This is a genomic window from Kitasatospora gansuensis, assembly GCF_014203705.1.
In the GTDB taxonomy this organism is placed as follows: Bacteria; Actinomycetota; Actinomycetes; order Streptomycetales; family Streptomycetaceae; genus Kitasatospora; species Kitasatospora gansuensis.
The window spans coordinates 2,477,592-2,497,276 of record NZ_JACHJR010000001.1; the positions used below are offsets into that span (position 1 = coordinate 2,477,592).

General features: G+C 73.0%; 18 protein-coding genes. 6 read left to right on the forward strand and 12 right to left on the reverse strand.

All coding sequences use genetic code 11. The annotated features are described in order from the left end of the window. Window positions 1-101: 101 nt before the first annotated feature. On the forward strand, window positions 102-1,130 hold the full coding sequence (locus F4556_RS38090; RefSeq protein WP_184913769.1) for a ferritin-like domain-containing protein: 1,029 nt from the start codon (window positions 102-104) through the stop codon (window positions 1,128-1,130). 85 nt (window positions 1,131-1,215) lie between these two features. Next, window positions 1,216-2,130: an aminoglycoside phosphotransferase family protein gene (locus F4556_RS10775; protein ID WP_184913770.1), complete on the forward strand. Its 915-nt coding sequence runs from the start codon at window positions 1,216-1,218 to the stop codon at window positions 2,128-2,130. Here the strand turns inward: F4556_RS10775 and F4556_RS10780 are convergent. The 9 genes from F4556_RS10780 to F4556_RS10820 form a co-directional block, all read right to left on the reverse strand. After that, window positions 2,103-2,663: a GNAT family N-acetyltransferase gene (locus F4556_RS10780; protein WP_184913772.1), complete on the reverse strand. Its 561-nt coding sequence runs from the start codon at window positions 2,661-2,663 to the stop codon at window positions 2,103-2,105. The two genes, F4556_RS10775 and F4556_RS10780, sit on opposite strands and share 28 nt — an antisense overlap. 36 nt (window positions 2,664-2,699) lie before the next feature. Further along, complete coding sequence (locus F4556_RS10785; protein ID WP_184913774.1) at window positions 2,700-3,575, reverse strand: GNAT family N-acetyltransferase; 876 nt, start codon at window positions 3,573-3,575, stop codon at window positions 2,700-2,702. 121 nt (window positions 3,576-3,696) lie between these two features. Beyond that, window positions 3,697-4,857, reverse strand: coding sequence for a flavodoxin-dependent (E)-4-hydroxy-3-methylbut-2-enyl-diphosphate synthase (ispG, locus tag F4556_RS10790; RefSeq protein ID WP_184913776.1), 1,161 nt, complete (start codon window positions 4,855-4,857; stop codon window positions 3,697-3,699). A gap of 123 nt (window positions 4,858-4,980) precedes the next feature. Next, window positions 4,981-6,285 carry a M50 family metallopeptidase gene (locus F4556_RS10795; RefSeq protein ID WP_512699290.1) on the reverse strand — a complete coding sequence of 435 codons (1,305 nt, stop codon included), beginning with the start codon at window positions 6,283-6,285 and terminating at the stop codon, window positions 4,981-4,983. Window positions 6,286-6,322: 37 nt separating this feature from the next. Next, window positions 6,323-7,543 (reverse strand): 1-deoxy-D-xylulose-5-phosphate reductoisomerase, encoded by a 1,221-nt coding sequence (gene dxr / locus F4556_RS10800; RefSeq protein ID WP_184913777.1) that lies wholly within the window; start codon window positions 7,541-7,543, stop codon window positions 6,323-6,325. Window positions 7,544-7,574: 31 nt separating this feature from the next. Then, window positions 7,575-7,982 carry a hypothetical protein gene (locus F4556_RS10805; RefSeq protein ID WP_184913779.1) on the reverse strand — a complete coding sequence of 136 codons (408 nt, stop codon included), beginning with the start codon at window positions 7,980-7,982 and terminating at the stop codon, window positions 7,575-7,577. Window positions 7,983-8,087: 105 nt separating this feature from the next. Then, entirely contained in the window at window positions 8,088-9,530 is a 1,443-nt protein-coding gene (locus F4556_RS10810; protein WP_184913781.1) for an aldehyde dehydrogenase family protein, read from the reverse strand. Window positions 9,531-9,792: 262 nt separating this feature from the next. Further along, entirely contained in the window at window positions 9,793-11,355 is a 1,563-nt protein-coding gene (locus F4556_RS10815) for a PucR family transcriptional regulator (protein ID WP_184913782.1), read from the reverse strand. Window positions 11,356-11,494: 139 nt separating this feature from the next. After that, window positions 11,495-13,540 carry an ATP-binding protein gene (locus F4556_RS10820; RefSeq protein ID WP_184913784.1) on the reverse strand — a complete coding sequence of 682 codons (2,046 nt, stop codon included), beginning with the start codon at window positions 13,538-13,540 and terminating at the stop codon, window positions 11,495-11,497. Window positions 13,541-13,771: 231 nt separating this feature from the next. Between F4556_RS10820 and gabT the strand changes: the two genes are divergently transcribed. Next, on the forward strand, window positions 13,772-15,112 hold the full coding sequence (gabT, locus tag F4556_RS10825) for a 4-aminobutyrate--2-oxoglutarate transaminase (RefSeq protein ID WP_184913786.1): 1,341 nt from the start codon (window positions 13,772-13,774) through the stop codon (window positions 15,110-15,112). Window positions 15,113-15,269: 157 nt separating this feature from the next. Beyond that, a complete protein-coding gene (locus F4556_RS10830) occupies window positions 15,270-16,085 on the forward strand; it encodes a phosphatase PAP2 family protein (protein WP_184913788.1) in 816 nt (271 codons plus the stop codon). Here F4556_RS10830 and F4556_RS10835 read toward each other — a convergent pair. Next, the gene (locus tag F4556_RS10835; protein WP_184913789.1) at window positions 16,072-16,413 is read right to left on the reverse strand and encodes a DUF2218 domain-containing protein; all 342 of its coding nucleotides are present in this window, start codon (window positions 16,411-16,413) and stop codon (window positions 16,072-16,074) included. The genes F4556_RS10830 and F4556_RS10835 overlap by 14 nt on opposite strands. A 141-nt stretch (window positions 16,414-16,554) precedes the next feature. Between F4556_RS10835 and F4556_RS10840 the strand changes: the two genes are divergently transcribed. Next, window positions 16,555-17,067: a MarR family winged helix-turn-helix transcriptional regulator gene (locus tag F4556_RS10840; RefSeq protein ID WP_184913791.1), complete on the forward strand. Its 513-nt coding sequence runs from the start codon at window positions 16,555-16,557 to the stop codon at window positions 17,065-17,067. Here the strand turns inward: F4556_RS10840 and F4556_RS10845 are convergent. After that, window positions 16,970-17,899, reverse strand: a complete 930-nt coding sequence (locus F4556_RS10845; protein ID WP_184924488.1) for an EamA family transporter — start codon at window positions 17,897-17,899, stop codon at window positions 16,970-16,972. The two genes, F4556_RS10840 and F4556_RS10845, sit on opposite strands and share 98 nt — an antisense overlap. Window positions 17,900-17,977: 78 nt before the next feature. Here F4556_RS10845 and F4556_RS10850 point away from each other — a divergent pair, with 78 nt between their 5' ends. Next, a complete protein-coding gene (locus F4556_RS10850) occupies window positions 17,978-18,871 on the forward strand; it encodes a LysR family transcriptional regulator (protein ID WP_184913793.1) in 894 nt (297 codons plus the stop codon). Window positions 18,872-18,898: 27 nt separating this feature from the next. Here F4556_RS10850 and F4556_RS10855 read toward each other — a convergent pair whose 3' ends face one another. After that, window positions 18,899-19,660: a ZIP family metal transporter gene (locus F4556_RS10855; RefSeq protein ID WP_184913802.1), complete on the reverse strand. Its 762-nt coding sequence runs from the start codon at window positions 19,658-19,660 to the stop codon at window positions 18,899-18,901. Between the last annotated feature and the right edge of the window lie 25 nt (window positions 19,661-19,685).

Consider the following 19,685-nt stretch of genomic DNA (forward strand, 5'->3'; position numbering starts at 1 on the left):
CGTGCGAGCAAGGTCACAACGGGCCGGATGGTGATTCTGTAATGATGCACGGCAGCGGGGGCTGCGCGGGCTCCCCCATGACCTCTTCGGGAGCACCCCCCATGCTGTCCCTCACTCGGCGGAGCCTGCTCCTCCTCGGCGTGCTGAGCGGCGCCCCGCTGCTGCTCTGCGGGTGCACCGACGAGGACGGACCGGCGGAAGCCGAACGGAAGAAGGCCGACGCCGACCTGCCGCTGCGCCACCGCGCCGTCGCCGACACCGACCGGCTGCTGGCCGGGTACGACGCCGTGCTGGCCGGACCGGGAGCGGCCCAGGCCGACCGGCTCAAGGCGCTGCGCGCGGAGGTGGCCGAACACCGGGCCGCCCTGGCCACCGGACTGCCACCGGGCAGCCCCGCCGCCACCACCCCCACCGCAGCCCCCAGCCCGGCTGCCACCCCGGCGGCGGTCCGTTCGGTGGCCGAACTCGCCGCCGCCGAACGGACCACCGCCGGGGCCCGGCTGGCCGACCTGACCGCCGCCTCGCCCGAGCTGGCGAAGCTGCTGGCCGCCGTCTCCGCCTCCGGCGCGCTGCACGCGGTGACGCTCGGCGACAGCGGCCCGGTCACCGGCCCGGCCGCCGCGCCCTCCCCCTCGCCTTCGCCGTCCCCCTCAGCCTCCGCGTCGGCCACCCCACGGCCCGCCGCCGAGACCACCGCGCTGCAGAACACGCTGGCCGCCGAGCACGCCGCCGTGTACGGCTACGGCGTGGTCGGCGCCCGGCAGCCCGTCGGACCGCTGCGAGCCGAGGCGCAGACCTGCTACCTCGCCCACCAGGCCAAGCGGGACACCTGGCAGCGCCTGCTGCACAGCGCCGGCGCCACCCCGGCGGCCGCCGCGCCCGGCTACCAACTGCCGTTCCCGGTCAGCGACCCGGCCACCGCCAAGCAGCTCGCGGCGCACATCGAGGTCCAGCTCACCGGGGTGTACGCCGCCCTGGTGGCGGCCGGCTCCGGTGAGCTCCGGCAGAGCGCCGCCGGCGCACTGCGCGAGGCCGCCCTGCACGCCCGGCAGTGGGGCGCCGACCAGAGCGCGCTGCCCGGCCTGCCCGCCCCGGACCGCGCCACGAGCAGCCCCTCCCCGAGCGCCTGACCAGCAGTTTCCTCCCGATGGCCGACAATGGGCAGGCAGCAGGACCGCGACAGCACGATGGGGCGGCACCAACCGAGAGGCCAGCATGTCGGCAGCAGCAGGGCAGCAGATCACCGTCCCGGCCCGCCTCACGGACACCGTCCGGGCCCGCGCGGACGAAGCCGAACTGGCCTGGCTGGCCGCCCTGCCGGACACCGTCGCCGCCCAACTCGCCCACTGGGACCTGACCTTGGAGCGGGTGGTGCAGCCGGGCGGCCGGCTCAGCCTGGTCTGCACGGTGCTGCGCGCCGACGGCACCAAGGCGGTGCTGAAGACCGGCCCGGACACCGCCGCCACCGCGCGGGAGGCCGCCGCGCTCGCGCACTGGGCCGGTCGCGGCGCCGTCCTGCTGCTCGCCGAGGCGCCGGGCGCCCTGCTGCTGGAACGCCTGTACGGCGACATCCCGCTCCGCTCGCTCGCCGAGGCGAAGGCGATGCTGGAGGCGGTCGGCCTGCTCCAGCGGCTCTGGGTCCCGCCCGCCGACGACCATCCGTTCCGCACCGTCGCCGAGCAGGTCGCCGAGCTCTCCGCCGGGCTGCGCCGACGCCGTGAACTCTCGCCCGACGCCCAGCCGTTGGTGGACCAGGCGCTGGAGGTCTCGGCCGCGCTGCTCGCCGACGACACCGAACACCTGTTGCTGCACGGCGACTTCGACCACGGCAAGGTACTGGCCGCCGACCGCGCCCCCTGGCTGGCCGTCGCGCCCCGGCCGCTGGTCGGCGAACGTGCCTGGGACCTGGCCTGGTTGGCCCAGGACCGGCTGGACACCCTGGCCGGCTCCCCCGGCCCGCGCGGCGCCGCCCGGCGCCGCCTGCGCCAGCTCGCCGACGCGGTCGAGGTGGACCACGACCGGCTGCGCGGCTGGGCGCTGTTCCGCGCCGTCGAGGCCGGTCTGCGACAGCTGGCCGACGGATCGACCGACAACGCCGAGCTCTACCTCGAATTCGCCGACTGGCTCTGACGCAACGGCAGCTGAGCCCCCATCACCGCGTACGGGCGGATCGTGTTGGGGAACCGCACCGCCCGGGCCAGGTCCCGGTAGCCCAGCGACCGGTACAGCCGCCGGGCGGGCGTCTCGGCGTCGATCGCGGACAGGATGCTGCGCGGCTGCCCCGACCGCTCGCACAGGGTGCGGATCAGCGTGCTGCCCACCCCCCGGCCCTGGTACTCCGGCAGCACGTGCAGCTCGGTCACCGCGAACACGTCGTCCAGCCAGTCCCCGAACCCCCGCGCCTCCAGGTGCGGCTCGATCACCGTGCTCCACCAGTGCTCCCGCCGGTTCGGCATCCCGTACCCGAACCCGACCAGCCTGCTGTCGGCGAACGCCCCGAACGCCAGCACCCCGGGCTGCTCCGCGTGGCGCGCCACGATCTGCAGCCGGACCGCCACCTCTTCGTCGCTCAGCCCGAACGCGACCGCCTGCACCTCCAGGGCGTCGGCGGCCCACGCCGCCAGGTCCACGGCTTCGATCGTCACCTCGGTGAGCTGCTCCATGCCCCGGACGTTACTACTCCGACGGGCGGTGATCACTCAGAACAGCACGCTCATGAAGGCGCCGACCTCACGGAAGCCGACCCGGGCGTACGCGGCCCTGGCCCGCACGTTGTAGTCGTTGACGTAGAGCGAGACGACCGGGGCGACGTCGCGCAGCGCGTACCCCATCACGGCGGCCATGCCGGTCTCGGAGCGGCCCTGGCCGCGGTGCTCCGGGGCCACCCAGACGCCCTGGATCTGGCAGGCACCGGCGGTGACGGCGCCGATCTCGGCCTTGAAGACCACCGAGCCGTCCTCGGCGAAGTGGGCGAACGAGCGGCCGCCCGCGACCAGTTCGGCCACCCGGGCCTGGTAGAGCAGGCCGCCGTCACCGGCCAGCGGGGAGATGCCGACCTCCTCGGTGAACATCGCCACGCAGGCGGGCATCAGGGCGTCGATCTCGTTGCGCCGGACCCGGCGCACCAGTGGGTCGGGGGTGATGCCGGCGGCGGGCTCGGCGGTGGCCATCAGCGGCTGGTGGGCGCGGACCTCGCGGGCCGGGCCCCAGCTGCGTTCGAGGCTGGCCCAGAGCGCGGCGGTCGGGCCGGCCGGGCCGACGATGGAGGAGCAGCGGCGCCCCTGCCGGCGGGCCCGTTCGGCGAAGGCGCGGACGGCGTCGGGGCCGGCGTTCACCAGGACCAGGTTGGCCCCGGCGTAGCAGAGCGAGCTGAGCCGGCCGTCGGTGTCGAACCAGCCCCACATCTCACCGCCGAGCCGCCACGGGTCGAGGCCGACCGCTTCCACCCGGGTGGCCACGAAGGCGTTGGCGACCGGGTCGAGGTGCAGGATCTCCAGGGCGTCGTCGAGATCCTGGGGGTCGAGTACCCGCGTGGTCGCCAGGGCCCGGGCCACCTGGAAGGGGCCGGGGAGCATCACACCTCGATCGAGCACAGGCACCTCACAGTAGGAACGCTGGTCGCACCCTACTCCGCCGCCCCACCGGAGCAGGGCTGCGGGCCGTCCGTGAGCGGACGGCCCGCAGCGACCCTGAGAATCACTCGGCGGCGGTGACCACCGGAGCGCCGGACTCGACGCCGTCGGCCTGCATCTGCTCGGCCAGCTTGAGGGCCTCCTCGATCAGGGTCTCGACGATCTTCGACTCGGGGACGGTCTTGATGACCTCGCCCTTGACGAAGATCTGGCCCTTGCCGTTGCCGGAGGCGACCCCGAGGTCGGCCTCGCGGGCCTCGCCCGGGCCGTTCACGACGCAGCCCATGACCGCGACCCGGAGCGGCACCTCCATGCCCTCCAGGCCGGCGGTGACCTCCTCGGCGAGCTTGTAGACGTCCACCTGGGCGCGGCCGCAGGACGGGCAGGAGACGATCTCCAGGCCGCGCTGACGGAGGTTCAGCGACTCCAGGATCTGGTTGCCGACCTTGACCTCCTCGGCGGGCGGCGCGGAGAGCGAGACCCGGATGGTGTCACCGATGCCCTCGGCCAGCAGCGCGCCGAAGGCGACCGCCGACTTGATGGTGCCCTGGAAGGACGGACCGGCCTCGGTGACGCCGAGGTGCAGCGGGTAGTCGCAGGCGGCCGCGAGCTGCCGGTAGGCGTTGATCATCACGACCGGGTCGTTGTGCTTGACCGAGATCTTGATGTCGCGGAAGTCGTGCTCCTCGAACAGCGAGCACTCCCAGAGCGCGGACTCGACCAGCGCCTCCGGGGTGGCCCGGCCGTACTTCTCCAGCAGCCGCTTGTCGAGCGAACCGGCGTTGACGCCGATCCGGATCGGCACGCCCGCGTCCTTGGCGGCCTTGGCGATCTCGCCGACCTTGTCGTCGAACTGCTTGATGTTGCCCGGGTTCACCCGGACCGCCGCACAGCCGGCCTCGATCGCCGCGAAGACGTACTTCGGCTGGAAGTGGATGTCCGCGATCACCGGGATGTTCGCCTTCTTGGCGATGATCGGCAGCGCGTCCGCGTCGTCCTGGGTGGGCACCGCGACCCGGACGATCTGGCAGCCCGAGGCGGTCAGCTCGGCGATCTGCTGGAGGGTGGCGTTGATGTCGGCCGTGACCGTGGTGGTCATCGACTGGACGGAGACGGGAGCGTCACCGCCGACCGGGACGTTACCGACCATGATCTGCCGGGAGACGCGGCGGGTCGCCAGCGGCTTGAGCGGCAGGGCAGGAATTCCGAGCGAGATCGCGGTCATGTGCGCAGGGTTCCCCAAGTCGAGGTGGTGAGATCCGGCCGGGCGCTCCGGTCAACGGGCGCCCGGCGTCCAACGGTACGGCACCGGCATACGGCCAGGCACACGCACCTGACCGAATCGGGGTCAGTTCAGGCGGATGGGGTTGACAACGTCGGCCACCATCACCAGCCCGGTGAAGCAGATGAAGACGGCGGCCACCACGTACGCCGCGGGCATCAGCCCGGCCACGTCGAACGGGCCCGGGTCGGGGCGGCGGAACAGCGCGGCGAACCGGCGGCGAACCGACTCCCAGACCGCGCCCGCGATGTGGCCGCCGTCCAGCGGGAGCAGCGGGAGCATGTTGAAGAGGAAGAGCGAGAGGTTGATCATCGCGAGCAGGCCGACCATGAAGGTCAGCTGCTGGGAGAGCGGGCGGTCCTGGGAGAACACCTCGCCGCCGAGCCGGGCCGCACCGACCATGCCCATCGGGGAGTCCGCCGGGCGCGGGTCGTCGCTGACGATGGCGTGCCAGAGGCCGGGGATCTTGCCGGGCAGAGCGATCAGCGCGGAGACTCCGTGCTTGGCGTTGACGGCCATCTCGTCGATGCTCTCGCCGAGGCTGAGATGGTCCACGCCCACGGCCGGGGCGAAGCCCAGGAAGCCCGCCGTGACGGTCTCGCCCTTGACCGGGTAGCCGTCCTTGTCGACCTTCGTGACGGTGTTGCTGGTCAGCGTCGCGCTCAGGGTCAGCTGCTGCCCGCCGCGCTCGACCACGATCGGCACGGTCTGGCCGGGCGACTTCCGGATGTCCGCCTGCAGCTGGGCGTAACTGCTGATCTGGTCGCCGCCGAAGGACAGGATGGTGTCACCAGCCCGCAGCCCGGCTGCGGCGGCCGGGCTCGCCGGGGCGTCGGCCGGGCAGCTGTCGGTCGGCTTGCCCGCCGCCACCACGCACTGGCTCACCGAGCCGATGGTGGGCACCGCGATCTGGAGGCCGATCACCATGAACAGCACCAGGTAGAGCCCGAACGACAGGATCAGGTTCATGAACGGGCCCGCGAACATCACGATGACGCGCTTCCACGGCTTCCGGGTGTAGAACATCCGGTCCTCGTCGCCGGGCCTGACCTCCTCGTACGAGGCCTCCCGGGCGTCCTCGATCATCGTGCGCCACGGTGAGGTGGAGCGCTGGGTGATCCGCCCGTCCGCCCCCGGCGGGAACATCCCGATCATCCGGATGTACCCGCCCAGTGGGATGGCCTTGAGCCCGTACTCGGTCTCGCCCTTCTTCCGCGACCAGATGGTGCGGCCGAAGCCGACCATGTACTGCGGGACCCGGATGCCGAACAGCTTGGCCGTCGAGAGGTGGCCGAGCTCGTGCCAGGCGATCGAGAACAGCAACCCGAGCACGAAGAGCAGGATGCCGAGCACCCACATCACCGTCGTCACTGCTGATCCTCCGTCATGCCGCTCCTACCGTCCGCCGCTAGCCCGCTGCCAGCTCGCGGGCCCGGGCGCGGGCCCAGGTCTCCGCGTGGAGTACGTCCTCGACCACGAGGGAAGTTCCCACCGTGTGTTCGGACACCACCTTCGCCACAGTGTCCACGATCCCGGTGAAAGGCAGCCGGCCGGTCAGGAACGCCTCGACGCACTCCTCGTTGGCGGCGTTGAAGACGGCCGGGGCCGTCCCGCCGAGCGTACCCACCTCGCGGGCCAGGTCCACGGCGGGGAAAGCCTCGTTGTCGAGCGGGAAGAACTCCCAGGTGGCGGCCTTGGTCCAGTCGCAGCCGGGGGCGGCGTCCGGCACCCGGTCCGGCCAGCCGAGGCCGAGCGCGATCGGCATCCGCATGTCCGGCGGGCTGGCCTGGGCCAGCGTGGAGCCGTCGGTGAACTCCACCATCGAGTGCACGACGGACTGCGGATGGACCACCACCTCGATCCGGTCGAACGGCACGTCGTACAGCAGGTGGGCCTCGATCACCTCGAGGCCCTTGTTCACCAGGGTGGCGGAGTTGATGGTGACGACCGGGCCCATCGCCCAGGTGGGGTGGGCCAGCGCCTCGTCGCGGGTGACGCCGGCCAGCTGCTCCCTGGTCCGGTTGCGGAACGGGCCGCCACTGGCGGTGACCACCAGCTTGCGGACCTCGGCCCGGGTGCCGCCCGCCAGCGCCTGGAACAGCGCGGCGTGCTCGGAGTCCACCGGCACGATCTGGCCGGGCTGCGCGACCGCCTTGACCAGCGGGCCGCCGACGATCAGCGACTCCTTGTTGGCCAGCACCAGCACCCGCCCGGCCCGCAGCGCGGCCAGCGTCGGGCGCAGGCCGATCGATCCGGTGATGCCGTTGAGCACCGAGTGGCACTCGATCCCGGCCAGCTCGGTGGCGGCGTCCGGGCCCGCCAGGATGTCCGGCAGCGGCCGCCCCGCGGCCTGCGCGGAGAGCGCCTCCCGCAGCGCCGGGACGGCGGCCGGATCGGCCACCGCCACGGTGTGCACGCCCAGTTGGAGCGCCTGCTCGGCGAGCAGCCCGACCCGGCCGCCGGCCGCCGACAGGGCGACCACCTTGAACCGGCCGGGATTGCGCAGCACCACGTCGATGGCCTGGGTGCCGATCGAACCGGTGGACCCGAGGATCACCAGCTCCCGCGGGCCGGTGGGGTCCTTGACGGTCGGTGAGAAGCGCAGCTGCGGGTGGGCGAGCGAGTTCATGCGCCCCATTGTGTCCTGTCGGGCGCGGTTACTACTTCCAGGCCCAGAGTTTGCCCTCGGCCTTCCCGCTCGCGTCCACCTCCCACTCGAACACACCGGCGACGCCGCGCAGATCCGCGAACTCGGGCGAGCCGCTGGAGTAGACGATCGCGCCCCGGTAGCTGGTACCGCCGCTCGCGGTGAACGTGCCGACGCCCTGACCGCGCCAGGTCGCGCTCGCGCCGGTCGGGCTCATCAGCACCCCTTGGCCCTCGCCCTGCAAGGTCCCGTCCGGGCGCACCCGCGACTCGTACGTCCCCAGGTCGTTCACCTCGACGCCGAGCAGTGTCCCGCTCGCGGCGAACGACACCTCCACCGCGGGTGGCAGACCGTGCTCCCCCGCCAGCACCCGCTGCACCGTGATCTGTCCGGATTCCTGTCCGATGAGGTCGCCGAGCATGACGGTCTCCCTTCCTCCCTTCCGGACTACGCCTGCTCCGAGGGGGTGTCAAGACAGGCCGATGCCCCGTCACCGGCGGTCGGTGACGGGGCATCAGAGGGTCACTCAGAGATCGAGACCGGTCAGCACCAGGACCTTCTCGTACGTGAAGTCGCCCATCGCGTACTTGACGCCCTCGCGGCCGACGCCGGAGTCCTTGACGCCGCCGTACGGCATCTGGTCGGCCCGGTACGACGGGGCGTCACCGATCACCACGCCGCCGACCTCCAGCACCTGGTGGGCCTTGAAGGCGCTCTGCAGGTCGTGCGTGAAGACGCCGGCCTGCAGGCCGAACTTGGAGTCGTTGACCGCGGCGAACGCCTCCTCGGTGGAGTCCACCTTGTGCAGCGAGAGCACCGGGCCGAACACCTCGGCGGTGGCCAGGATCGCGTCGTCCGGCAGCTCGGCGAGCACGGTCGGGGCGTAGGCCGCGCCGTCCCGGGTGCCGCCGACCAGCACCTTGGCGCCCTTGGCGACGGCGTCGTCGACCCAGGACTCGACGCGCTTGGCGGCGTTCTCGTCCACCAGCGGGCCGACGTCGGTGGCGTCCGCGCTCGGGTCGCCGGTCACCTGGGCCCGCACCTTGGCGACCACCTTCTCCACCAGCGCGTCGTAGACCGTCGCGTCGGCGATCACCCGCTGCACCGAGATGCAGGACTGGCCGCCCTGGTAGTTGGCGAACATCGCGATCCGGGTCGCCGCCCAGTCGAGGTCGGCCTCGGAGGACCAGTCGGCCAGCACCACCGCGGCGGCGTTGCCGCCGAGCTCCAGGGTGACGTGCTTGCGCGGCACCGAGTCCATGATCTGGTAGCCGACCTTGTCCGAACCGGTGAACGAGATCACCGGCAGGCGCGGGTCCTGGACCAGGGCGGGCATCTTCTCGTTCGGCACCGGGAGCACGCTCCAGGAACCGGCCGGCAGCTCGGTCTCGGCCAGGATCTCGCCGAGCACCAGCGCGGAGAGCGGGGTGGCCGGGGCCGGCTTGAGGATGATCGGGGCGCCGACCGCGATCGCCGGGGCGACCTTGTGGGCCACCAGGTTCAGCGGGAAGTTGAACGGGGCGATGCCCAGCACCACACCGCGCGGGAAGCGGCGGACCACCGCGAAGCGGCCGACGCCACCCGGGTCGGTGTCCAGTCGCATGGTCTCGCCGTTGGTCCGGCGTGCCTCCTCGGCGGCCCAGCGGAACACCGAGGCGGCCCGGCCGACCTCACCGCGCGCCCACTTGATCGGCTTGCCGTTCTCGGCCGTGATCAGCCGGGCGATCTCCTCCGTACGCTCCGTCAGCCGACGGGCGACGTGGTCGAGCGCGGTGGCCCGCAGGTGCGCGGGGCTCGCGGCGAGGGCCGGGGCGACGGCGACGGCGGCGTCCAGCGCCTCCTCCACCTGGGCGTCGGTCGGCACGCTGACCTTGCCGACCAGGCTGCCGTCGTACGAGTGGTGAACCTCGAACTCCGCGTCGCCGGTCGCCCGGCGCCCGGCCAGCCAGAACTCATGGGTGGTGGTCACGGTCGTACCGACCCTTCTGTCGTGGGAGAGCTACGAACCCACGGTAGAGCCGGGCACCCGCGCAGCGGATTGGACACGACGGCGCATCAGACCACCGGGTTGCTCCAGCGTGTCGGGTGAACCTTCAGGGGCTCGGGGAACTGCGACGCCGACCTCTTGCGCGTGATCGCTGCGTAAATGGTCAGGCACCTTCGCAGTGACCCGAACGCCAGATCTCCTCGCAGTTCCCCGAGCCCCTGGATAGTGCAACTTTCGCGTGTGCCTAGTCCTCGCCGGAGCGGAGCGCCAGCCAGAGCTCCATCCGGACGTCGGTGTCGTCCAGCGAGCGTCCGAGGAGTTCCTCCACCCGGCGCATCCGGTACCGCAGGGTGTGCCGGTGCACGCCCAGGTCGGCGGCGGCCGCGTCCCACTGGCCGTGCCGGGAGAGCCAGGCCCGCAGCGAGGCGACCAGGTCACCCCGGGCGGTGCGGTCGTGGTCGCGCAGCGGGCGGAGCAGGCCCTCGGCGAAGGCGGTGACCGCCTCCTCGCCGAGCAGTGGCAGCAGGGATCCGGCGCCGACCTCCTCGTGGTCGACCGCCCGCTTGCCGCCCCGGAGGGCGACCGCCAGGGCCCGTTCGGCCTGAGCGAAGGCCGTGCCGGCCTCCTCCACCGAAGCGGCCGCCGAGATGCCGAGCGCCAGGCCCTCGTGCTCCTCGACCGCGCCCAGGCAGGCCCGGTGGGCCGCTCCGTTGTCGGGGGCGAGCACGATCAGCCGGGGGCCGCTCGGCCCGTCCTCGCGGGAGATCAGCAGCTTCTCACCGACCCGGGTGCCGGCCTGTTCGGCGCGGTCGCCGAGCTCGCCGAGCGCCTCCGGGTCAGCGGTCGGCCCGGCCCCGCCGACCAGCACCCGGACGGTGCCCTCGGGCAGCCCGCCGAACAGCCCGGCGGCGACCTGGCGGGCCGTCACGATCTCGCCCGCGAGCACCATGCCGAGCAGCGCGGCGCCCATCCGTTCCTCGGCCTGGCGCAGCTCGCGCGAGCGCTCCAGGGTCAGGGTGAGCAGCGCGACGGCGGCGTTCAGCACGTACCGCTCGGTGGGGGTGATCCGGTCCTCGGTGCCGACCGCGAGGAAGCCGCGCGGGCGGCGGTCCGCGCCGAGCGACTGGACCACCACGTAGTCCTCGTCGGCGGTGTCGATGCCCGGGGCCCGGCCCTGCAGCGCGGCCGAGGACGGCGCGGGGCGGCGGCGCAGCCGGTCCACCTCGGCGGCCAGCCGGCCCGCGCGGCGGGCGGCCCAGTCGGGGGCGACGGCGGAGAGCGCGCCGGAACCGTCGTACAGCGCGGCCCAGCCGCCGAGCCGGGCGGCCAGCCGGCGGACCACCGCGGTGGTGCCGTCCTTGCCGAGCGCGGCCCGGGTCAGCTCCTCCTGGGCCTCGAAGCTGGTGGTGACCGCCTCGTACTGCTCGGCCGCCAGCGCGGCCGAGACGGTCTTGCTGATCGCGATGAACGGGGTCGCCTCGGGCACCCGGATCAGCGGCAGCCCGCGCTGGGCGGCAGCGTCCACCAGCGCCTGCGGCACCTCGGTGTGCGAGAGCCCGACCCCGAGACCGAGGCCGACCACGCCCGCGTCGGCCAGCCGGTGCACGTACGCCTGCAGCTTGGCGGCGGCCTTGCCCAGCTTGATCCCGGTGGTGAGCAGCAGCTCCCCGCCCTCCAGGAAGGGCGTGGGGTCGTCCAGCTCACTGGTGTGCACCCAGCGGACGGGCCGTTCCAGCTGGTCCGCACCGGCCAGCACGGTCAGGTGGAGCGAGCTGCTGCGGACGACGGAGGCAAGTGTGGGGGGCATGGCACCTTCGGATGTTCGACCAGGCTGCGCCGTTGCGGCCGGGCGAGGAGGGCTTCTGCCCCCATTATGTACGCCTCGGCCAACCCGCCGGACCGAATCATCCGCTCCGTAGTCAGCCGGTGGCCGACCGCCGCCGGGCTCAGCCGCGCAGGTCCACCAGCACCGGCGGGATCTGATCCCCCGTCACCGTGGTCAGCGAGATCACCGCGTGCCCGGTGGGCAGCGCGTGCGCCAGGTCGGACGGTGACCAGCGGTGCCGCTCGACGTCCCGGACGGTGACGCTCTCGGTCTGCGCGGTGGTCCCGGAGAGGGCCTTGCGGGCCAGCCGCCCGGCCCGGCGGAACGCGCCGCCCGAGGTGTCCGGCGCGTGGGTGACGGCGGTCTCCCGGATCAGGTGGGTGCCCCAGGCCTCGGAGAACAGCCGGCCGTCCCAGGGCGCGATGCCGGGGAAGGCCATCCGGCAGCCGACCGCGCCGAACAGCGCGGTGCGCAGGTTCTCCGGCAGGTCGACCAGGGTGCGCAGCAGCAGGACGGCACCGGCGTTCGCCCCGCGCATCCGTTGCAGCCCGCGCACCACGTGCGCGTCGAGCGCCGCCGAGGCGTCGTCCACCACCAGACCGGCGAACAGCGCACGCTCCCGGCGCGCGCCGGCGGCCTGCACGAACTGGCCGGTGACCAGCCGGGACAGCATCCGGGCCGCCTCCGGGTGGCTGAGCTCGGGCAGCTTGACCCGGACCCTGAGCGGGTGGTCCAGCGCCCGCATCGCGAAGGCGGGCTTGCCGGGGGCGTCCCCCGGGAAGCACCCGGCGAAGGCCGGGCGGTCCAGCAGCGCCAGCCGGTCGGCGAGCAGCGCGCCCGGGTCGTCGGCCCGGCCGTGCTGGCGCTCGCGGTGCTGGAGGTCGGCCTGGTGGGCCGTCAGTTCACCGGCGTCGGCCAGCGCCTGACGCAGCGTCGCCCAGTTCTCCGGCTCGCCGCCGAGCAGCTCGCGCAGCTCCCGGACGCCGGGGTAGCGGCCGTACGCGGCGTGGAAGGGGCCGACCGTCTGCTGGAGCGCGGCCCGGGCGCTCTCGGCGCGCAGCGAGAGCTCGTCCGGCAGCAGCGCGTCGGCCAGCCGGGCGGCCGCCTCGTCCACCTCGGCGGCGGCGCCGAACAGGTCGAGGCCGTAGGGCGAGGTGAGGTCGCCGGGGGCGATCACCACGTCGTACCAGTCGTCCGGCCCGAGGTCGGCCTCGGCGGCGCCGATCACCACCGCGCAGGCGGTGCCCGCGAGGGCCTGCAGGCAGAGCGCCTCGGCCAGCGGCCGGGCCAGCCCGGCGGTCTTGCCGGTGCCGGCCGGGCCGACCGCGAGCAGCGAGGTGCCGAGCAGCGCCGGGTCGAGGGCGAAGCCGGTGGCGCGGTGGGTGGGCGGGTTCTTCAGCACGTCCTGGGCGGTGCCGAGTCTGACCTGACGGGTCAGCAGGTCGTGCCGGTGGCTGCGTCCTGCCAGGTCGCGGGCCTCCGAGGGGTGGGCGCAGGCGGCGGCGCCCCGGGCAGCGATCTGTTCGGTGAAGGCGGCCAGCAGGTCCGGCTCGCCGAGCACGGTCTCCCAGGCGCGCTGGATCCGGACGTAGTCGACGTCGGTGACCGGCTGCCGGTCCAGCAGCTGGGCGGCCAGCGGCGCACCGCCCTGGCGCAGCCGCTCCCAGGGGTCGGCGGGCCCGGTCGGCACGGCGGCACCCTCGGGCGGCTCCTCCTGGGTGACGGTGCGGGCCAGCAGCGGGCCGATCCAGCGACGCCAGACCTCGGGCCAGCGGCCCATCCGGCCGAACAGCTTGATCACCCCGGTCGCCACCGCGATGTTCACCGCCAGCAGCGCGATCACTGCGGTGGTCGAGTTGAGCCCGTCGAGCAGGCCGAACAGACCGGCTACCCAGAAGATCAGCTGGACGCCGTACAGATAGGCGAGCCAGGCCACCGCCAGGTTGAGCCCGGCCCGCAGCAGCAGCGGGGCGGCCGGGACGGCGGCGGCCTCGCGGTCCACCACGGCACTCTGACGGTGGTTCAGCCGGTAGACGCCCGGTTCGAGTTCGGGGCGCGGCTCCCCGGCCCAGGCGACGAGGTCGAACGGGACCGGCCGCTGCGGCGGTACCCCCGGCGCCTTCCCGAGTTCGACCGCACGCTGCCCGTACGTACCGTCCAGTCCCATCGAGGCCCGCTCCCCGCTCCCTGTGCCCACCCGGCCGAATGACTACCCGGGACGCCGCCGGGCGACCCGTCCGCGCTCAATGTAGTGGAGCGGACGCGGCCGTTAGCCGATACCGCGCGCTGGCCGCGCAGGACAAGTCGGACGGTGGACTGCTACCGAGTGGCGCATGCTCGGGCGAGTTCGGCGGCCGTAGCCTGCGAGGACCGCGCCTTGAGATTTGGAGAACACACCATGAGCGCTGCAACTCCGCTCCCGCAGGAGCGTCGCCTGGTCACCGCGATCCCCGGCCCGAAGTCGCAGGAGCTGCAGGCCCGCAAGCTCGGCGCGGTGGCCGCCGGTGTCGGCACCACCCTGCCGGTGTACGTCGCGCGGGCCGGCGGCGGCGTGCTGGAGGACGTGGACGGCAACTCGCTGATCGACTTCGGCTCCGGCATCGCCGTGACGAACGTCGGCAACAGCGCCGCCGCCGTGGTCGCCAAGGCCACCGCGCAGCTGGAGGCGTTCACCCACACCTGCTTCATGGTGACCCCGTACGAGGGTTACGTGGCGGTGGCCGAGCAGCTCAACGAGCTGACCCCGGGCGACCACGAGAAGCGCACCGCGCTCTTCAACTCGGGCGCCGAGGCGGTGGAGAACGCGGTGAAGATCGCCCGCGTCTACACCAAGCGCACCGCCGTCGTGGTCTTCGACCACGGCTACCACGGCCGCACCAACCTCACCATGGGCCTGACGGCGAAGAACATGCCGTACAAGCAGGGCTTCGGCCCGTTCGCGCCGGAGATCTACCGCGTCCCGGTCGCGTACCCCTACCGCTGGCTGACCGGTGCCGAGAACTGCGCCGCCGAGGCCGCCGCGCAGGCGATCGACATCATCAACAAGCAGATCGGCGCCGACAACGTCGCGGCGATCATCATCGAGCCGATCCAGGGCGAGGGCGGCTTCATCGAGCCGGCCAAGGGCTTCCTGCCGGCCATCGTCGAGTACGCCAAGGCGAACGGCATCGTCTTCGTCGCGGACGAGATCCAGACCGGCTTCTGCCGCACCGGCCAGTGGTTCGCCTGTGACGACGAGGGCATCGTCCCGGACCTGATCACCACCGCCAAGGGCATCGCCGGCGGTCTGCCGCTGGCCGCCGTGACCGGCCGCGCCGAGATCATGGACGCCGCGCACGGCGGTGGCCTGGGCGGTACCTACGGTGGCAACCCGGTCGCCTGCGCCGCCGCGCTGGGCGCCATCGAGACCATGAAGTCCGAGGACCTGAACGGCAAGGCCAAGCGCATCGAGGAGGTCATGAAGGCCCGCCTGGCCACCATGGCCGAGAAGTTCGACGTGATCGGCGAGATCCGCGGCCGCGGCGCGATGATCGCGGTCGAGCTGGTCAAGCCGGGCTCCAAGGAGCCGAACCCGGAGTTCACCGCCGCCGTGGCCAAGGCGTGCCACGCCGAGGGCCTGGTGGTGCTGACCGCCGGCACCTACGGCAACGTGCTGCGCTTCCTGCCGCCGCTGGTGATGCCGGAGCACCTGCTCGTCGAGGGCCTGGACATCATCGAGGGCGCGTTCGCCGCCGTCTGATCCAGCCTCACCACGAGGGGCCCGGTCCACGCGGACCGGGCCCTTCCGTTTGCGTCCGCCGAATGCCGACGCTGGCTGCACGCGCACTGGTGAAGATGCTGTGCGAAACCGTCCCGGCCGGTCTCCGGAGTGCGGGTCTGACGTACTGTCATGACAGATGGACAGCGAGCCACACTTCTTACCGACAGCCTCCGCGGCTCCAGCCGGAGCGGCGGCAGCCGAGAACCGATCGACCGACCGTCCGGCCCACACCCCCCGGGGCGCACGGAACGGCGATCTCCCCAGCCGCCCTGGAGCTCTCCCCCCTGCTCCGGGGCGGCTCTCGCATGCCCGGAAGCATGCCTGGCTCCCGCTGCTCCTGCTGGCCGCGCTGCTCCTGATCTCCTGGCAGGTCGCCGTCGACGGCCCGCTGCTGGAGCTCGACGAACTCACCCGGAGCACCGTCCACACCGTCCGCCGGGCGCTGGGCAGCACGCTGCTCAACCACCTCGGCGCCGGGCTCTCCGACCTCGGCGGCCCCGTCCCGGCGATGCCGGTCCTGCTGCTGGCGGGGGCGGTCGCGGCCTGGCGCGAGCACCGGGCCGGGCGGGCCCGCTGGTGGTACCCGGTGCCGGTCGCGGTCCTGGCCGGGGTGCTGGTGCCGCTGCTGATCGTGCCCAGCAAGACCTGGTTCGCCCGGCCGGGCCCGTTCGGCTTCCCGCTCTCCCCCGAGCAGCTCGGCTGGTACCCGTCCGGGCACACCGCCACCTCGGCGATCGCGTACGGGACGGCGGCTCTGCTGCTCGGCCGGACGCTCGGCCGGACGGCCCGGGAGCGGCTGTACGGGCTGACCGCGCTGGTCTGCCTGGGGGTCGGGGCCGGGCTGGTGTGGAGCGACTACCACTGGCTGCTGGACGTGCTGGCCAGCTGGTGCCTGGCCGGGGTGCTGCTCTGGGGCCTGCGGCTGCTGCTCACTCGCCTCACTCGCCGCTAGCGGGGTCCTCCTCGTTGCGGTGCACCAGACCGGCTTCGCCGCTGTCCCGGTGCCACTCGACCACTAGCTCGTCGCGGGCGCCGAAGCGGACCAGATGGCGGCCGACCACGTCCTCCAGCTGGGGCAGGTCGGCCTCCTCGCCCTCGACCACCAGCAGCAGCGCGGCGGGCTCGGCGGTCAGGGTGGCGGTGCCGGCGCTGAAGACCAGTTCGCCCCGGCCGGTCTCCTCGGACCAGTCGGTCTGCACCTTGCGGCTCATGTGGGCGGCCAGCTGCTTGGCGTAGCGGGCCGGACGGTCGGTGGCGACGCGCGCCTGAGAACGGGACATCTGGTGCCTCTTGATCTCTGCTCGACTTCGTTAATTTAGGTGAGCCTAATAGCATAATGAGCTTGGCTCAAGGTGTTATCTGGGCGACATCTCGACCGGCCCCGATACCCTGGAGCCACCTACTGCCCGGGGAGCCTGCCCATGTCCACGCCGTCCGAGCCTGCCGCACCGTCAGCGCCGCCCGCCGACACCGCCGCGGAACTCGCCGACGCGCTGACCCGGGCGATGAAGCGGATCCGCCGGCAGACCATGGCGCGACTGGAGCCGTACGGGCTCACGCCCGGCCAGGCCCGCGCCCTGCGCACCCTGGCGCACGCCCCCGGCTGCGAGGGCCGGGAGACCATGCGGCTGAGCGAACTGGCCGAGCGCCTGCATATCGCCCCCCGCTCCGCGACCACCGTGGTGGACGCGCTGGAGGAGGCCGGACTGGTGGAGCGGGTGCCCGACCCGGCGGACCGACGGGCCGTCAGGGTCGTGCTGACCCCGGCCGGCCACGGTGCGCTGGAGCGGCTCGGCCAGGTCCGCCAGGAGGTCGCACAGGAGTACTTCGGACCGGTCAGCCAGCCGGACCAGGCCGCACTGCTGCAAGCGCTGCGGACCGCCGAGCTCGCCTTCGAGCAGCACCGGGCAGCTGGTCCGGGCCCAGCGCGGTGAGCCCGATCCCGAGCACCACCAGCACCGTCGCCCCGACCGCGAGCGGGCCGAACCGCTCGCCGAGCAGCAGCCAGGACGAGGACATCCCGAAGACCGGCACCAGCAGCGAGTAGGGCGCCACCGCCGAGGCGTCGTACCGGCCGAGCAGGTACGTCCAGGCCATGAAGCCGAACAGGGTGGACCCCAGGCCGACGTAGAGCACCGCGCCGATCCCGGCCGGGGTGAGACCGGTCAGTGCCGCGCCGATCGCCGAGGGCCCCTCGAACAGCAGCGACAGGGCGAGCAGCGGCAGCACCGGCACGGCGCTCATCCAGACCATCCAGCGCAGCGCGTCCGGCGGCGCGGCCTTCCGGGTCAGCACGTTGGACAGCCCCCAGAACGCGGCCGCCACGATCACGATCACGAACGCCCCGACCGGGCCGTGCAGACCCCGGTCCACCGCGGCCAGCGCGATCCCGCCGAACGCGATGGCCAGCCCGGCGATCCGCTGCGCGGGCGGGTGTTCGCGCAGCAGCACGGCCGCGAACACCGCCGTGAACACGGCCTGGCTCTGCAGCACCAGCGAGGACAGCCCGGCCGGCATCCCGGCGTGCATGCCGAAGAACAGCAGCCCGAACTTCACCACCCCCAGCGTCACCCCGACCGCCACCACCCAGCGCCAGGCGACCTTCGGCGGCCCGACGAAGAAGATCGCGGGGACCGCCACCACGGCGAACCGCAGCGCGCCGAACAGGAACGGCGGGAAGTGCTCGAGGCCGATGTGGATGACGACGAAGTTGACACCCCAGACGGCGGCGACCAGCACGGCGAGGGCGATGTGACGGGGGGTCATCTGCATGGGTCGAGCATCACCGAGATGACTGTGTAGCACCAGCAAATAGTTCTACATCGGATGCTTTAGCATCACTGCATGATGGATCTGGGCAGGCTCCGCGCGCTGCACGCGGTCGCGGTACACGGTTCGGTCGGCGGGGCGGCGGCCGCGCTCGGCTTCACCCCGTCCGCGATCTCCCAGCAGATCGCCAAGCTGGAGCGGGAGACCCGCACCGTCCTGTTGGAACGTCAGGGCCGCGGCGTGGCATTGACCGACGCCGCCCGCGCGCTGGCCGACACCGCGCAGCAGGTCCTCGCGCTGGTCGAACAGGCCGAAGTGACCCTGGAGGAGCAGCGCGGCGAGGCCGTCGGCCGGCTCGTGGTGGCCGCCTTCGCCACCGGCGCGCGCGGCATCCTGCCCGGGGCGCTCGCCGAGCTGCGCGAGCGCTGCCCGGAGCTGGACGTCCGACTGCTGGAGGTGGACCCGTACCTGGCCGCCGAACTGGTGGCCCGGGGCGAGGTCGACCTCGCCCTGGTCCAGGACTGGCCGACCGTACCGCTGCCGATCCAGGACGGCCTGTCCCGGCTCGACCTCGGCCTCGACCCGGTGGACCTGCTGCTGCCCGCCGGGCACCCGCTGGCCGCACTCGCCGTGGTGCCGGTCGGGCGGCTGCTCGGGCAGCGCTGGATCAGCGTGCCGCCCGGCAACATCTGCCACGACTGGCTGGTGCGCACCCTGCGGGAGGCCGGCGAGGAACCGGACGTGATCTACCAGGTGGGCGAGTTCGAGACCCAGATCGCGCTGATCGGCGCCGGCCTCGGGATCGGCCTGGTGCCCCGGCTTGGCCGCGCGGTGCTGCCACCCGGGGTGGTCGCCAGGCCGGTGGTGCCCGAGCCGACACGCCGGGTGTTCGTGCTCTGGCGGACCAGGACCAGCCGCCGGCCCGCCATCACGGCGACGCTGCACGCGCTCCAGCGGCAGTGGGGGTGAGGTGAGGTGACTCGTGCTGAGTGGACGTCAGTCCGCGAAGCCGATCACGACCCACATGAAGCCCACCCCGAGCAGCGTGCAGAGCAGCGTGGACCGGGACGGGTGCGGGCTGTGCGCCTCCGGCAGGATGTCGGAGGTCGCCAGGTAGAGCAGGAAGCCCGCGAAGAAGCCGAGGTACAGCCCGAGCAGGTGCTCCGGGATGCTGAACAGCAGCGTGATCGCCGCCCCGGTCACCGGCGCCAGCGCGTCCGCACCGAGCAGGGCGAGGGCGCGGCGACGGTTGTTCCCGTACATCCGGGTGATGGTGTAGGTGTTGAAACCGTCCGCGAAGTCGTGGGCGACCACCGCGATGGCCACCACCGTGCCGACCGTGCTGCCCGCCTGGAAGGCCGCGCCGATCGCGAACCCGTCCATCAGGCTGTGCCCCACCAGCGCGCCCGCGGCGGTCAGGCCGACACCCTGTTTGCCGCCCGGCGCGTGGCTGTGCGCATGGGCGTGCGAGTGGGCGGCGTACTCCCCCTCGTGACTGCGGTGGATGGCCACCGACCGTTCGACGATGTGGATCGCCAGGAAGCCGGCGGCGAACATCAGCAGCGCCTGCGGCACCCCGTGCACCTCGTCCGGCGCGGCGTTGATCGCCTCGGGCAGCAGGTCGAACGCCACCACCCCGAGCATCAGACCGGCCGCGAAGCCGAGCACCAGATGGCGACGGTCACCGGTGCGCTGAGCAACGTAACCGCCGAGCAGCGTCATCAGGAACGCACCGGCGGAGACGAGCACCGCGGTCATCGAGGGCCTCCCGCGCTCGCTCGTC

Bases quoted from the DNA above. Each gene is read 5' to 3' on its own strand.
- F4556_RS38090 (WP_184913769.1), top strand. From the start codon at position 102: ATGCTGTCCCTCACTCGGCGGAGCCTGCTCCTCCTCGGCGTGCTGAGC.
- F4556_RS10835 (WP_184913789.1), bottom strand. From the start codon at position 16,413: ATGTCCCGTTCTCAGGCGCGCGTCGCCACCGACCGTCCGGCCCGCTAC.
- F4556_RS10815 (WP_184913782.1), bottom strand. From the start codon at position 11,355: ATGCCCCCCACACTTGCCTCCGTCGTCCGCAGCAGCTCGCTCCACCTG.
- F4556_RS10855 (WP_184913802.1), bottom strand. From the start codon at position 19,660: ATGACCGCGGTGCTCGTCTCCGCCGGTGCGTTCCTGATGACGCTGCTC.
- F4556_RS10820 (WP_184913784.1), bottom strand. From the start codon at position 13,540: ATGGGACTGGACGGTACGTACGGGCAGCGTGCGGTCGAACTCGGGAAG.
- F4556_RS10805 (WP_184913779.1), bottom strand. From the start codon at position 7,982: ATGCTCGGCGACCTCATCGGACAGGAATCCGGACAGATCACGGTGCAG.
- F4556_RS10850 (WP_184913793.1), top strand. From the start codon at position 17,978: ATGATGGATCTGGGCAGGCTCCGCGCGCTGCACGCGGTCGCGGTACAC.
- dxr (WP_184913777.1), bottom strand. From the start codon at position 7,543: ATGAACTCGCTCGCCCACCCGCAGCTGCGCTTCTCACCGACCGTCAAG.
- F4556_RS10830 (WP_184913788.1), top strand. From the start codon at position 15,270: ATGGACAGCGAGCCACACTTCTTACCGACAGCCTCCGCGGCTCCAGCC.
- F4556_RS10780 (WP_184913772.1), bottom strand. From the start codon at position 2,663: ATGGAGCAGCTCACCGAGGTGACGATCGAAGCCGTGGACCTGGCGGCG.
- ispG (WP_184913776.1), bottom strand. From the start codon at position 4,857: ATGACCGCGATCTCGCTCGGAATTCCTGCCCTGCCGCTCAAGCCGCTG.
- gabT (WP_184913786.1), top strand. From the start codon at position 13,772: ATGAGCGCTGCAACTCCGCTCCCGCAGGAGCGTCGCCTGGTCACCGCG.
- F4556_RS10775 (WP_184913770.1), top strand. From the start codon at position 1,216: ATGTCGGCAGCAGCAGGGCAGCAGATCACCGTCCCGGCCCGCCTCACG.
- F4556_RS10845 (WP_184924488.1), bottom strand. From the start codon at position 17,899: ATGACCCCCCGTCACATCGCCCTCGCCGTGCTGGTCGCCGCCGTCTGG.
- F4556_RS10840 (WP_184913791.1), top strand. From the start codon at position 16,555: ATGTCCACGCCGTCCGAGCCTGCCGCACCGTCAGCGCCGCCCGCCGAC.
- F4556_RS10785 (WP_184913774.1), bottom strand. From the start codon at position 3,575: ATGCTCCCCGGCCCCTTCCAGGTGGCCCGGGCCCTGGCGACCACGCGG.